Raw genomic sequence first — 14,515 nt, forward strand, 5'->3', positions numbered from 1 at the left:
TCTGCAAGATACTCCAATCTTTGAAATTTCCGTTCAGACAACAACTTTTTCACTTTATATCCGTAATATGTATGTGCAATAAATTGGAAGACCTACTATTTTGAAAAAGGAGATTCTATCGTGTCGAAACCTGTGTACGGAAAACAGGCGGCTTCTGTCAAAGCTACGGACAAGCTTTCAGGGGCGGCTTGGATGCTTTGCGCTGCGTTCCTGCTGTTCCTGGGCTGGTCCGCTTTTCAGATCGGATTGTTCAACGGAATGACGGCGGATTTCGAGAAGCCCATTTATGTTGCCGCCTTATTAAGCTGTCTGCTCCTGCTGGCCGCTGCCGTCCTGTATTTCAGATCCTTCCGGCTGGAGGGACAGCGTGATCTGCTCACCGTAGCGGCCCTCCTGCTTCCCTTAACCTATGCGCTGTCGCTATTCGGCGCTGCTTCCCGGTATATGGCGATGAACATGCTGTTCACCCAGTTCACCTATGCCGCAGTCTTCATCATCAGTATCCTTCTGCTCCGGCACAAGCGGCTCAATTCCGCCGTCCAGCATGGCGTGCTTGCCCTCGCTTACCTGATCGTCGGCTTTGGCCTGCTCAACTGGCTCGGAAGCTGGAAGCTGGCCGGCAGTCTGGTGGGCTGGTTCTCGAAGACTGTATGGAGCGGCAGGTATAGCGAAGCGGTAATGACCGACTCGAACGGCCTGCGTCTGACCTCCATTTTCCAATATGCTAATACATATGCAGCCTTCCTGATGGCCTTTCTGTTCGTGGCCGTCTTTGCACTGATCCGCTCCCGCAAATGGTCCGGGCAGCTGCTGCACGGCTTCATGCTGGTGCCTATCATCGTCTCGCTGCTGCTTACCTTATCCCGTGGCGGACTGGTGCTGCTGCCGGTGGTCTTCATCCTCCTGCTGCTCTTCCTGAAGCCAGTGCAGCAGATTCTGTGGATTGTCCATCTCGCCCTTGCCGGCCTATTCTCTCTGCTGATTACCAGCCCGGTCACGAGACTGGGCCTGGAGCTGAATACGGAGTTCAACTCGTCTGCTGCCCTTAAAGGCTGGGGCTATCTGCTGGGAGCATCTGCCTGTGCAGGCGTGCTCTGTCTGGTGGTTCAGCGTTACCTGGCACCTTATCTGAGCCGCAAGCTCGGCGGACTGGAAGCCCGCCGCATGAGCGGATTATGGATTCCTGCCGTTTCGGTGGCTGGCGTCGCGATCATCGCCTTCCTGTTCATTGGCACGAGCGCGCGCAATATCCTTCCGGCGAATATCGGAACACGGCTGGAGAATATCAACTTCAGGCAGCACAGTGTCCTGGAACGTTTTACCTTTTACGAAGATGCCATGAAGGTCGTCAAGGATTATCCGGTACTTGGCACGGGCGGAGGCGGATGGGCCACACTCTATGAGCATTATCAGAACAACCCTTACTTGAGCCGCCAGGTGCATAACTTCTTCCTGCAATATCTGATTGAGGTGGGCATTGTAGGCTTCCTGGTGTTCATGGGCTTCATCCTGTTTATCTTCTACAAATTCAGCAGACAGTACCTGAGACGGGAGACCGATGACTATAGCAACGGATTCTTCTATCTTATTATCGCCTTGTCGATTCTCGTTCACAGCCTGCTGGACTTCAACCTCAGTTTTGCCTTCATGGGTATGCTCGTATTCCTCGCTCTGGGGGGAATGGCTGTGGCCATGGAGAGCAAGCCGCTCCGCTTTACGTGGAACAAGCTGTGGATCAGAGCGGGCTATTTCACAGTACTCGGAGTCGGCACAGGCTACCTGCTCTTCCTGTCTCTGGGGTACATCCGTTCAAGCTCTGAGGCTTATGCCGCCAAGAAGCTGATCCAAGTGAGCCAGTCCTATGAGGAGATCAAGGCCCCGTTGGTAAAAGCACTCAACATCCGCCCATACCACCCGGAATCCGCTGTGTACCTGTACCTGCTGGATCAGAAGGTGTATGAGCAGACCAAGAACGAGCAGTTCCTGGACGAGGCTTATGCGGTATTGACCCGCGCGCTGAAGAATGAGCCGTCTAACAAAGAGCTGCTGACCCAACTCGCAGGCTACTATGACCTGAAGGGCCAGAGCATTGAAGCCTATCATGTCTATCTGGACAACGCGGATAAGTTCATGTGGGATATCAACTGGTATGCCGGACTGATCAGCCGGGCTTCCCTCCTTGGACAGCAGGCTTACTCCAAGCAGGATGAAGCCGGACAACAGACGTATTTCGCTTCCGCACTCTCCGCCTACAAACATGTAACGGACGGCATTGCCCATTTGAAAAGCCTCCCTCCCGAGCAGCTTCAGGGCCGTGAATTCTTCGTCACACCTACAATTGGCCTAAGCGCAGGGAGAGTACAATTCCTGTCCGGGGACAAGGACGCGGCTGCCGCGGCTGTGAAGCAGGGCTTCACGGGCGGATACGAGGATCTGACCGACAGCGGAAGCCTGTGGACAACCGCCTGGTACAGCGGAGTGATTGCCCGGTCCCAGGAGCTGGGAGCCGCAGCCCTGAAACGTTCGCAGGAAGCTGCGGCTGAGGGGAAGCTGGAGATCAGGGACCAGGAGACCCTTAACAAGCAGCGGTATTTCAAAACCGGCTTGGATGCTTATACTTACGCCGCCGCAGATCAGGATGCACAGCAGCAGGGCGTTAGCGTCACGCCGGAACTGCTGCTGAACACCGCGAAGATCCAGTACATGTCGCAGGACATGCAGGCCGCAGAAGCTACACTGAAGCAAGGTCTCAGTGAGGACTACAGCAACCCTGTCAACCGTGAGCTTGCCCGGTGGCTGCTGGCCGTTCAACAGAGACTGCAAAGCGCCCAGGATCAGGCGGTCTATCAGAAGCTGACCGCCGCTGATCCGGAAGAAGCGGCGAGGATTAATGAAGTGGCGGGGATGCCGCTGTAACCGCCGCTTAAAGAACAGCAAAGAGCACCTGACCGTTTAAGGCAGGTGCTTTTTGCTGTGTGCGGGGGCTGAGCCGCTTTTTCATGGCCATTGGCTACTGACAACCGTGCCTCCATGTACCCCTTATTTTTGCTGGATCTACTCTCTATTTCTTGTTCTAATTGTATTTCCTACAATAGATACCGCTGAAATTCACCCAAAAAGACATTCAATTGTACTTCATGCAGCAGAATCTCAGCAAATAGGCATTTCCAACTCCTAAGCCAGAAAATCAAATGTATGTAATACAGCAGAATGCATTTTAAGGTGAAATGAAGTGAAATCTAGTGTAGAAAATGCAATTGCAGATGCTGTAGGCCGCCTAACTGGCGGCCTACAGCATCTGCCCATGATCCTTACAGTACTGCGTGCCGATACCGCCCCTTATACTCATCCTCCAGAATCGAATATTGATAGGAGTCCATCCACTTCTCTTTATGATACATATGTCCTCTAAGATGCCCTTCGTATGTCATGCCGAGCTTCTGCATCACGCGGGCGGAGCCGATATTCTCGGGGCGGCAGGTGGCATAGATCCGGTGAAGCTCCAGCTTATGAAAGCCCAAGTCCAGCAGTGCCGCGGCAGCCTCAGTAGCATAGCCCTGTCCCCAGTACAGCCGGTTGTAGCAATAGCCGATCTCTCCCTGTCCTGTTCCGGTAATATGCAAGCCACAGCCGCCGATCAGCCGCCCGTCCTCCTTCAGAACCACAGCGTACTCGAAGCCAAGGCGCGGCTCCTCCTGCTGCAATGTCAGCGTATGGCGCATATATTCGCGGGTATCCTCCAGTGAATTGGGCCCCCAGATTGAATGCGTCACTACTGCGGGATCGGACGCATATTCATGTACCTGCACCATGTCTTCTTCGATGAATTCCCTGATGATCAAACGTCTGGTCTCAAATTCCATATCTCTGTGACCTCCTTACGCTCTCCTTATATTAGTGTAGAACTTTACCACAAAAAGAACAGGCCTGCCACCGCAAACTGCGGCAAAGAGCCTGTCCCATATACTTGTCCTGCATTTATTCAAACACGTACTCGCCTTCACCAACAGTCAGCGTCTGTCCCTTGAGCTGAGGTGAATCCGTCCGGAACACAATCCGGCTGAGCCGGTTCTCTTCGCCTGTCACGAACTCAAACATCTGCTGATCTCCTGCCTTAAGGCTGTAGCTGCCGTCGAAACCATCCGCAGGTCCGCTCACCGGGATGCCGAACAGCTCACTCCAATGACTGGCGGCAGCGGCCGGATCGGAGACACGGAAGACTGCACCCGCCATGTCAACCTTCCCGGCAGGATGGGGCTGGTTGATTCCTGCTGCATTCAGGCTGTCCAGCCGCTCCTCATCCGCCTGACTCCACTGGATAATGAATGGATAGGCCAGCCCCTGAAAATCACCGTCAATGGTCATCATCCGCCACTCGATTAACCTACCCTGGTTATCCAGACGGCGGCCGTCAATGATGGGCGACAAGGCTAATCCCGCAGCCTTCAATTTACCCTCTACTGCCTCAATATCATCTGTGCGCAGCACCACTCTGCTTAATACCTCGTGCTCCGGCAAAAGCGTGACGGCATCCCGCACAACCACGTTATGCTTGGTCGAACGCGCCAGCTCCAGGTTCTCGATCCCGAGGAACTCCAGGTAGGTGAGTCCAAAATAACTCAAGGCGTTATACGTTCCCCAATCCTTATGCGATCCGCCCCGGAAGGCTGTTAGTCCATGCTCCGCGAAGAGCTGAACCGGCTGGTCCAGATCATTCACATAATGTACAAGATGATCCCATTTCAGTACGGCCATTACTTCTTCACTCCCAGCTCCGTGGTCCGCTTCACCGCAGCCAGTACACTCCGCTGCAATCCGGCAGCGAAATCACTGTTGTTCAGCTCATACAAACCGTGCATACCGACGCCGCCAGGCGAGTTGTTGATGTCCAGCAGTTGTCTTGGGTGCAGTCCGGTCTGCTGCAGCATAGCCACCGCTCCCAGCATATTCTCCAGCGCCACCTTCCAGGCTTGCTCCCGCGGCAGTCCGGCAAGAACTCCGGCATCCGTGAACGACTCAATGAAATAATAGATGTAGTTCGGTCCGGCTACCCCGAAGCCTGTGAAGATATCAATATAGGATTCCTCCAGAACCTGCACCTTGCCGAAGCCCAGCAGGAATGCTTCCACCTGCTCCAGAGAAGCGGCAGCATTCAGAGCTACACCGCTGTATCCGTAACCGGTATCGGTCAAGGTATTCGGGATCACCCGGACAATCGGACGTTCTGCTCCGAAATAATCTCCGAGCTGGACTATTGTTACTCCCGCCACAATCGATACAATGACCGCAGACGGTGCAGCATACTCGCGAACCTGTGCTCCAAGTGCAGCCAGATCATCCTGTGGACGGACAGCGATGACGATCAGTTCTGCGCCGGAGAGAGCTTCTTGCTGCGTACTCTCCGTGTCTACGTTATATTTGCTTTTTAATAGCTGAAGCCGTCCTTCATGAATATCCGCTACACTGATCTGTCCGGCAGCCAGCGTGCCGCCTGCGAGGCAGGCCCGGATGATCGCTTCCGCCATCTGCCCGCCGCCAATGAAATGAATCTTGCCTTTTGACACTTCCACTCACTCCCTGATTAGGTTAGTTATTGGCCCAGGCCTCCGGCAGAATGAACCCGGCATATTTCTCCTGTCCCAGGATGTATTCTTCGAACTCCTTGGATTCATAGGCAGCCTTCAGGTCCTTGGCCCACTGGGTATCCTGGTCCTTCTTGTTCACCGATACGATGATTCTATGCTGCATAGGCGTATTCTCAATCATCAGCGCATCTGTAATCTTGCGGTCGGGAGCGTTAGCGATATAATTCCCGTTCACCACACCATAGTCAACATCCTGCAGCGAGACCAGAATCTGCGCCGGGTCCAGCACCTTCAGGTCAATCTTGAACTTGTCCGGCTCCACGCTGTTCACATTGAAGTCCGCTACCCCGGCGCCCTCTTTGATCTTGACCCAACCCAGCTCCTCCAGAATCCGCAGCGCACGCTCCTGATTCACCGGGTCGTTCGGAATCGCGACGGTAGTGCCGTCCTTCACATCGTCAAGCGTCGTGTGATTAACGGAATACAGCCCCTGCGGAGCGCCCGGAACATAGGCAATCCCCACCATATCGGCACCAATTTCCTTATTGATCGCATCCATATAGGCCGTACTCTGGAAGATACTCGCGTCAATCGAGCCTTCCTTCATGGCCGGGTTGACCTGCATATTCTGCGAGAAGGTTTTGATATCTACAGTATACCCTTTTCCTTCCAGGATCGGGAGAATGGATTGCCGGAACTGCTCCTCATACGTACCTACGCCGAATCCGACTGTGATTTCCTTTTTGTCCCCGGAGCTTGCCGCTTCCTTATTGTTACCGCAAGCCGCCAGCACCGCCATCGAACTAATCAGTAGAACCGCCAGTAATTTTCTCATCACTCTCATCCCCTATCCTAATACTGTGTTTTTAAAATGCACTAATGCTTCGTCTGTAACCGTCAGCGGAATGGCGCAGTTGGGCGACAGAATAAACGGCTGACCCTTCATCTTGGCCAAGGCTTCCTTGGCCTGCTGTTCAATCTGCTCCAGATCATTTCCGGCAAACAGCCCATGATCCACTCCGCCCACCTTCGTAGCCTTGAGATCGGCGTCCAGCCCGGGATTGCCTTCGGCTACCGTATCCCAGCTGATCCCGTCAATCCGGTAATCATTGAATTTCTCAGGCTGGGCATGAGCACCGCAGGTATGTAAAATATTCTTGCCATAGCCCGCCGCCTCCAGCACGATGGAATCATACGGTCTCGACAGCTCATCGAACCTCGCTTCATCGAATAAACCGGGGTGGGCTGTGCCTGTCACCGCATAGAACAGACCATCTGATCCCGCCTGCCGCAGCTCCTGCACATAATCGGCCAAGGTCAAGGCAATCGCATGCAGGGCATGGTGCGCGGCGGCGCGGTGTTCCTTGAAGAGCGATTCCAGCGTCACCGGCTGCTCAATCCCGAATACGGTCTCTGTAACATAAGCAGAACGTCCTACTATGAACAGCAATACCGTGAGCGGTGAGAATACCGTCTGAATCAGCGGCGTATCCGGCAAGCCCTGGCGGATCTTCCTTACAGCCTCCAGATGCTCCAGCAGCGAAGGGGTTTGTGCGGCTTTTTTCACCTCAAGATCCCAGAGATTCGCGGCTGCCGGAACTGCCGTAGTCAGCTGTCTCGGAAATACCGTCCGGTAATCTGCGAAGTTATACTCATTTCCCCAGGCTTCCGCCAAATAGGTCGCTCTCGGGTTGATTTTCACCCAGTCCCAATCATATTTCTCCGTAAAAGAAATCGTAGACGACGCCAAGTCCTCCGCATTCTGCTCCTTGTCAATAAAGTGGCGCCATCCGCTGACCAGCGGACGGTCCGCAAGTTCCCCGGATAAGATCGCCTGAAAACGCTCCTGCTTGCTCCATACACTCATCTGCCTATCCCCTTTGTCTCGTAATCTCTAGTAACGGCGAATCTTGCGCGCCAATGTGTTGCCCAGGGACTGAATCCCCTGCACCAGAATGATCAGAATAATGACCGTCGCGAACATGACCACCTCGTCAAAACGCTGATAGCCGTACACGATTGCCAAGTCGCCGACCCCTCCGCCGCCTACTGCCCCGGCCATTGCCGTAGCCCCGATCAGCCCGATCGTCGCTGTGGTCAGGGAGAGTATTAACGAACCCACCGCTTCCGGCAGCAGGAAGTACCATATGACTTGTAACGGCGTAGCTCCCATTGCTTCCGCAGCTTCGAGAATACCCGGATTCACCTCCAGCAACGAATTCTCCACCAGCCGTGCAATATAGGGTGCGATATAGATAATCAGTGGAACAATTGCGGCACTGGTTCCAATCGACGTATGAACAATTGCTCTTGTTAGCGGAATAATGGCAAATAGCAGAATGATAAACGGAACCGAACGAATGACATTAATTAAGGGATTCAGTAAGGTATACAGCCACTTGCTCTCCAGCACGCCGCCCGGACGGGTAATGACCAGCAGGATGCCCAGCGGAATACCCAGCAGCGAGCCGATGAACAGCGATACCCCCACCATCTGAATCGTTTCAATAATCGCCTTCAGGAATTGCTCACTTGTGATCGATGTCGAGAACATAGGACTTCACCTCCTCTACCCGGACCTCATGCTGCTTCATGTAATTCAAGGCCGCTTCCATCTGTGCCGGATCACCTTGCAGTTGAACGATAATCGTACCGAGCGTCGTCTCTTGAATCTCTGTCGTATTCGCAAACAGGATGTTAACCTTAACGCCATAAGACCGGATGATCTCATACAGCACAGGCTCAGAAGCGCTCTCCCCGGCAAAATTCAGCTTATACACCCGGCTCCCCTGCTCAGTCTTCAGAGTTCTGCGGACGCTTGTAGTCATACTGTTCTGAATGACTGTTTTGACGAAATTCTGCGTCGTCTGATGCTTCGGTGCTCCGAACACATCCAGCACGCTGCCCTGCTCGATAATCCGTCCCTCTTCCATTACGGCTACCTTGTTGCAGATCTCCTGAATCACCGACATCTCATGCGTGATGATCATCACTGTGATGTTGTATTCCGCGTTGATCCGCTTGAGCAGCTGCAGGATGGACTGTGTCGTCTGCGGGTCCAGAGCGGAAGTAGCTTCATCGCACAATAGTATTGAAGGATTCGAGGCAAGCGCCCGGGCAATCCCGACCCGCTGCTTCTGTCCGCCTGACAGCTCGCTCGGATAGCTTCCAGCCTTGTCGCTTAGCCCGACGAATTCGAGCAGCTCCTCCACCCGCTTGCGGATTTCCGCCTTGCTCTTTTTCAGCAGGATGAGTGGAATCGCCACATTGTCGAACACCTTTTTGGACTCCAGCAGGTTAAAATGCTGAAAAATCATGCCGATGTTTTTCTTGGCTGCCCGCAGCTCTTTGTCGCTGTACGCGCCCAGATCGTACCCGTCCACCAGCACCTGGCCCTCAGACGGCCGTTCCAGGTAATTGACCAGACGGATTAATGTGCTTTTTCCGGCTCCGCTGTAGCCGATGACTCCGAAAATATCGCCCTTCTCCACCTTCAGGCTGATTCCCTTCAGCGCTTCAATCTTCACCTCTTTGCGGGTGAACGTCTTGTACACATTCCGTAGTTCAATCATAGTTGTTCCCCTCAATCATCTGGTAAATTTAGGATTCAGGTTTCAAGCCTGCTGCTTCAGCTTCGCCAGTGCCCCCTCTGCCAGCAGAGCGAAATACTTGGCTGCCGGCAGGATGGCCGCCTCATCGACATCGAAGCGGGGATGATGCAGCGCATGGTTCGGGCCGGTGCCGATGTTCACAAAAGCACCCGGGATCTGCTGCAAATAGTAGGCGAAATCCTCTCCGCCCATCTGCGGCGGAATATCATGTACCTCATAGCCTGATTGTGCCGCGACCTCTTTGGTGAAGTCTGTCCATGCACCGTGATTGACCGTAGCGGGCGGGCCGGGATACCAGTGCAGCTTCGCCTCTGCTCCGGCTGCGGCTGCAATCCCTTCGATGATCCGCGTCATTTGGGCCGGGATGCTGCTGCGGATCTCTTCGTTATACGTACGTACTGTACCTTCCAGCTCCACCTTCTCCGGCAGCACATTCCAGGTGAAGCCCCCGTTGATCCGGGTCACACTGAGCACGACCGGCTCCTGCGTGTTATTCAGGCGGCTGACTACGGTTTGCAGCATCGTAATGATCTGCGCGGCGGTAACAATGGTGTCTACCCCTTTCTCCGGTGTAGCAGCGTGAGCGCCGACCCCTTGCACCGTAATCTCAAAGCGGTCCACTCCAGCCGTTAAAGCTCCCGTTCTGGTACCGAACGCCCCGTTAGACAGGTCCGGTGAATTATGTAATCCGAAGATGGCCTCTACCCCGCTTAGCCCGCCGGATGCCAGTACATCCTCTGCACCGTGCCCCGTCTCTTCAGCCGGCTGGAACAGAATTCTGACCTTGCCCGGCAGTTCATGCTCACGCTGCTTCAGCAGGCTGGCCGCGCCCAGGATCACAGCGGTGTGGAAGTCATGGCCGCAAGCGTGCATTTTTCCCGGAATGGTGGAGGCATAAGGCAGGCCCGTCTGCTCCTCAATCGGCAGGGCATCGATATCGCAACGGATCGCTACTATGCTGCCGTCACCTTGTCCCACCTCTGCGATCAGTCCGGTCTTCAGAGGAAGATCCAGCACCCGTATCCCCGCTTCACTCAGCCACCCGCGTAGCTTCTCTGTCGTTCTGAACTCTTCATTGCTAAGCTCAGGTTCACGGTGCAAGTTCCTCCGCACTTCGGTCAGCCGGGCTGCCAGTGCTTCTTCCGTCTCATGCTGTGGTCTCATAGGCTTGTTCTTCCTCCTTCATTTTACGTATGTTCAATTCCTCTAATCCGCTCCAGCGCAGTCGCGAGGCTGCTTAAGATATGCTCCCGCATTGCCCGCTCCGCCCCCGCTTCATCCCTGGCTATGATCCTCTGCAGAATCACAAGATGCTCCTCATCCGCCTGCGTATTCCAGTCCCCATGTAGCGAAACATAACGACAATACCGGAGGGAACGGTCTCTTAGCTGGTTCAGCACCTTCTCAAAAGTCTTCAGCCCGCTGATCTCCCACAAGTAATCATGGAATTCGAAGCCATAGGATACCACATCCTGCTGATCCCCCATCTGGAAGGATTGCTTCAGCTTCTCCAGAATCAGCGTTAACCGCTGAATATCCTTGATGGTAGCATTTCTGGCGGCGCTTCTGGCGATATGACCTTCAAGCATGCTGCGGATCTGGAAGATCTCTTCGACCTCCTTAATCGTTAAAGGGGCTATCCGCAGCCTGCCGTTGGGCTGGCGCACCAGGAAATCCTCATTCTCCAGCCGCTGAATTGCTTCCCGTAGCGGAGTCCGGCTGACTCCGAGAAGTGCCGCCAGGCTCTCTTCGTTAACCGCCTGATCCGGCTCCAGCTCGCTGTCTATTATTTTTTGCTTAAGTGCATAGTAGGTATTATCCTTCGACAATCTTCGTGAACGCATTTCCATAGATTTCATTGCTCCTCGCTACTCATTTGCGGGTCGCCCGGTCAACTGTATAATTGTATACAATTATTAATGATGAGAGAGATTGAAGATAAAATGAAAGTATCAGTTGAAAATCTCTCTGCGCAATCAAGCTTTTTTCATACTATAATCCCATTAATCCCACTAGTCAAGTATGTTTTATAGGGGAATCAATAATCGACACGAATTGGACAAAAAAACTGAAGATGCAGGGTGTTCCCTAACACCTTCAGGAGGCTAATCTTCCGCATGCTACGGCTTCCTTCATTGATCGTGAGTTTGACTTTAATCACTTACCTGAACAGACTTTCGATCTGTTTCTATTTTATAGATTTCACTACCTTCTCCGCTTTGAACCGAAAATTCCGCAAGCGCCGAAATTTCGTATGTGCCCGATTTTTCAAACCGATATTGAGACTTTTCTGAAATGATATCTCCATCCGACATTTGACGTACAACTCCAACATCCTTTCTTGCACTTGAATTAATCACCTTGTCGGTATTATCCCGAACGGCAAAATAAAATATCGGTTCTCCAGTTGTAATCTCCAGATCCCGTCCAGCTTCATTTTTTAACTCAATAGAAATTTTAAGTTCCTGATTTGCTTTAACTTGTTCCGGAATTGAGATATTAGCTGAAAAAAGTTCGCTTTTAATATTTTCTGAGGCAGATGGGATTGGTTTCGTCTTGGCAGCTATGGATTCATTCGGTTCCGAGGAATCGCACGAAATTAAGGCCATGAAAAGGAGAATAATCAGTTTGTTCAAAATAAACACCTCCAACTTCATTAACGTAATGGCAGCCTGGATTAGACGTTGTGGAAAGTGGATTGTTTGAGATATAGCGCAAACGATAAATAACCCTCCAACACCTAATAGGTGTGGAGGGCTATTCACCTTACTAAAGTTCAAATACTATCTCATCACCTGTCTCACTCTTGTTGAACGGGTAGCTATATTCTTTGAACCTAAATTGAATTCCTGAAATCTCATCAGGTAATGGCGGAGAGACTACATATTTGTATGATGCATGATCTGATGTGCTTCCACCATTAATCATTCGGCAATCATATTGGTCATTAATATATAGTTCGTAATGGCTATGCTGATGAGATGTGGATTCAACTTCCGGCTCATCGTCCCAATCTATATTTAGTGTTAATACACTTGCATTACTGTATTGTCGTAAGGACGTTAGAGTATAGAAACGCTCCCCTTTCACGACTGATTTCAGAATTGCAATGTGTTGTCTAAATCCGGCTGGTTCAATCATTGGTTTAAATTGTTTTTCATTCATCATACTTGAGAATAAGGAGTTTAGGAAATCTTCATAGAGTTCAAAGGCTTCTGACCATTTAGAAATATACTCCAACGGAGGAAATCCTGGATTATTATCCGAGACCTCCTTTCTCTTCTTGATCAAAGAGCAAATTTCTTTATCGATATCCATAATTCGTTCATCATAATGCTCTGTTGGGCGTTCAAATGGCATTCGTATCATTTTTATCCTCCTCACAGCTCCATTAATTATTTCATCACCATATTTTAACATATAATGGTTTAAGTCAACACAAAAAAACCTCCTAATAAGTATAGTTTGCACCATACATAATTAGGAGGTTTCGGAAACCGCAATCCACGCTTACTTAATGCACGGTTTGCAACGTCAGATTCAATAGAATTAATCACTATCATATTGTATTATATTGTTAATATTATATTTGGAGGGGCGTATCACTATATGACTGATGGATTAATTGCTAGAATTGAACAACTAATACAACAAGGTCAAGAAGCTAAAAACAAAGACCTTCGCGATATTTCATATGGAGGTGGTTACATAACTGGTGAGTCTTATGAACTGTGGATATCAAGTTGTTTGCTCTTCCTTGACAGGTACTACAAAAATAATCCTCTTTATGGAAAGTTCACCAAAGCTGCCAATAAAGCACCTGGAAACGGTACTGAACATTTTGACACAATGATGGGAGTACTAAAAGCCCTTCATTCAACCCCAGATTTAGCATCGGAAACAAATACATCTATTGTCGCAGCAAATTATGATAAAATTTTCATAAGTCATTCGTCAAAAGACCTAGTCTACGTGGAGCAGATCATACAACTCCTAAACGATATAGGTATTCCAAAAAAAAGCGAAAACATCTTCTGCAGTTCCTTTGAAGGATATTGTATACCTCTAGGAGAAGGGATATATGAGTATCTTAAAGGTCAGTTTAATCAAAACATAATGGTGCTGTTTATTCTTTCAGATAATTATTACGCTAGTGTACCTTGCCTTAATGAAATGGGAGCTACATGGATAACCGCCAGAGATTATCACTCAATTCTCTTACCTGGTTTTGAGTACTCGAGTATTGTTGGAGCTATTGATCCAACCAAGATCTGCTTAAGAATTGATGAAACACAAAAATTGAATTCATTCAAAGATAAAATCATCCAAAAATTTAATCTCACACCGCTAGATGGGAGCATCTGGGAGAATGATCGTAATAAATTTGTAGCGAATATACAACAGATAGCTCTAAAAAATAAACCAACTGACCAACAAGTAAGAGTAGAATTTATAAAGGGTAAGCCCGTTGCAGACGGTAAGGTTGAAGTGGAAATTAGATTTATAAACTCTAGCTCAATTCCAGTTGAAATAAGTGACCTGTCTTTTGAACTAGTGAACGAGGACGGAACTGTTAATTCACTGCAAATTATTGATTCTGATCCTGAAAACACCTTCTCACTTTATGGGATTGAAAATCGCAGAGAACTTTACAAACTTAATTTCAATACTAACTCTTTTAATATACGAAAGGTTACAAATGCTAATGCCTCATTTCATTACCAGACTTTATACTGATTGGACGAGTTTCTTCTATATAATGATCTCATGTTTTATATTTACTCCCCGAGTTAAAAATACTGCACGGATATTTCGTACAGCAGAATGCAGTCCTGGCGATGGGGGCTTTGGGGATATTCTAGTGTGGTGAAGCAACATATAATCGTATTGTATACGGTATTCATCCTTGCAGGTAGTGGATCATCAATCAATAACCCAGCTTAATCGCCGCAAACCCGCGCCCTCCTACGTTTACCGCACGCCTGCATAAACAGACCGTATACAGCGAATATACATCCCCAGCGCATACGCCTGCGATCCTTACAACTGCGCGGCTTAACGATAATCAACGCTGGTAAATTATACATCCATAATGATTACGTTTATGCATGCGTTTATGTAGCGCGAATAAGCGGTCGGCAGCGCTGATCCCCGAAAATTTCGGAGGGCGTCCGGTCCGAGGCCGCTGCAGAATAAACCGCCTTTTGTCCGGTAATGGGACGTTAATCATCCCGATATAAACGCAGAAAAGGCCGCGCTACCGCAGCGTTTTGCCACGATAACACTAATAATAGGTATTGGATGGCCGTGTGCTGGCCC

At 50.4% G+C, this 14,515-nt stretch carries 13 protein-coding genes; 2 read left to right on the top strand and 11 right to left on the bottom strand.

What is annotated here, in order from left to right; translation table 11 throughout:
• Positions 1 to 120: 120 nt before the first annotated feature.
• Positions 121 to 2,916: an O-antigen ligase family protein gene (locus MKX51_RS25290; RefSeq protein ID WP_340994297.1), complete on the top strand. Its 2,796-nt coding sequence runs from the start codon at positions 121 to 123 to the stop codon at positions 2,914 to 2,916.
• Between the two features lie 395 nt (positions 2,917 to 3,311).
• On the opposite strand, the gene MKX51_RS25295 is transcribed toward MKX51_RS25290, so the two are convergent.
• The 11 genes from MKX51_RS25295 to MKX51_RS25345 all read right to left on the bottom strand — a co-directional run bounded on the left by MKX51_RS25295 (position 3,312) and on the right by MKX51_RS25345 (position 12,565).
• Positions 3,312 to 3,863: a GNAT family N-acetyltransferase gene (locus tag MKX51_RS25295; RefSeq protein WP_340994299.1), complete on the bottom strand. Its 552-nt coding sequence runs from the start codon at positions 3,861 to 3,863 to the stop codon at positions 3,312 to 3,314.
• 115 nt (positions 3,864 to 3,978) lie between these two features.
• Positions 3,979 to 4,755, bottom strand: a complete 777-nt coding sequence (locus MKX51_RS25300) for a VOC family protein (protein WP_340994301.1) — start codon at positions 4,753 to 4,755, stop codon at positions 3,979 to 3,981.
• Positions 4,755 to 5,564, bottom strand: coding sequence for a pyrroline-5-carboxylate reductase (gene proC, locus MKX51_RS25305; RefSeq protein ID WP_340994303.1), 810 nt, complete (start codon positions 5,562 to 5,564; stop codon positions 4,755 to 4,757). The genes MKX51_RS25300 and proC overlap by 1 nt, the downstream gene beginning before the upstream one ends.
• 22 nt (positions 5,565 to 5,586) lie before the next feature.
• Positions 5,587 to 6,420, bottom strand: coding sequence for a MetQ/NlpA family ABC transporter substrate-binding protein (locus MKX51_RS25310; RefSeq protein WP_340994304.1), 834 nt, complete (start codon positions 6,418 to 6,420; stop codon positions 5,587 to 5,589).
• A gap of 12 nt (positions 6,421 to 6,432) precedes the next feature.
• Positions 6,433 to 7,452, bottom strand: a complete 1,020-nt coding sequence (locus MKX51_RS25315; protein WP_340994306.1) for a uroporphyrinogen decarboxylase family protein — start codon at positions 7,450 to 7,452, stop codon at positions 6,433 to 6,435.
• A 27-nt stretch (positions 7,453 to 7,479) separates the two neighbouring features.
• Positions 7,480 to 8,139: a methionine ABC transporter permease gene (locus MKX51_RS25320; RefSeq protein WP_076081622.1), complete on the bottom strand. Its 660-nt coding sequence runs from the start codon at positions 8,137 to 8,139 to the stop codon at positions 7,480 to 7,482.
• On the bottom strand, positions 8,114 to 9,157 hold the full coding sequence (locus MKX51_RS25325) for a methionine ABC transporter ATP-binding protein (RefSeq protein ID WP_340994308.1): 1,044 nt from the start codon (positions 9,155 to 9,157) through the stop codon (positions 8,114 to 8,116). The genes MKX51_RS25320 and MKX51_RS25325 overlap by 26 nt, the downstream gene beginning before the upstream one ends.
• Before the next feature lie 42 nt (positions 9,158 to 9,199).
• Positions 9,200 to 10,360, bottom strand: coding sequence for an amidohydrolase (locus MKX51_RS25330; protein ID WP_340994310.1), 1,161 nt, complete (start codon positions 10,358 to 10,360; stop codon positions 9,200 to 9,202).
• A gap of 23 nt (positions 10,361 to 10,383) precedes the next feature.
• Positions 10,384 to 11,046 (bottom strand): GntR family transcriptional regulator, encoded by a 663-nt coding sequence (locus tag MKX51_RS25335; protein WP_340994311.1) that lies wholly within the window; start codon positions 11,044 to 11,046, stop codon positions 10,384 to 10,386.
• A 303-nt stretch (positions 11,047 to 11,349) separates the two neighbouring features.
• Positions 11,350 to 11,832, bottom strand: coding sequence for a hypothetical protein (locus MKX51_RS25340; RefSeq protein ID WP_340994312.1), 483 nt, complete (start codon positions 11,830 to 11,832; stop codon positions 11,350 to 11,352).
• A 133-nt stretch (positions 11,833 to 11,965) separates the two neighbouring features.
• The gene (locus MKX51_RS25345) at positions 11,966 to 12,565 is read right to left on the bottom strand and encodes a hypothetical protein (protein ID WP_340994314.1); all 600 of its coding nucleotides are present in this window, start codon (positions 12,563 to 12,565) and stop codon (positions 11,966 to 11,968) included.
• Positions 12,566 to 12,805: 240 nt separating this feature from the next.
• Here MKX51_RS25345 and MKX51_RS25350 point away from each other — a divergent pair, with 240 nt between their 5' ends.
• Entirely contained in the window at positions 12,806 to 13,933 is a 1,128-nt protein-coding gene (locus tag MKX51_RS25350; protein WP_340994316.1) for a toll/interleukin-1 receptor domain-containing protein, read from the top strand.
• Positions 13,934 to 14,515 lie beyond the last annotated feature (582 nt).

It is taken from the genome of Paenibacillus sp. FSL M7-0420 (assembly GCF_038002345.1).
In the GTDB taxonomy this organism is placed as follows: Bacteria; Bacillota; Bacilli; order Paenibacillales; family Paenibacillaceae; genus Paenibacillus_AQ.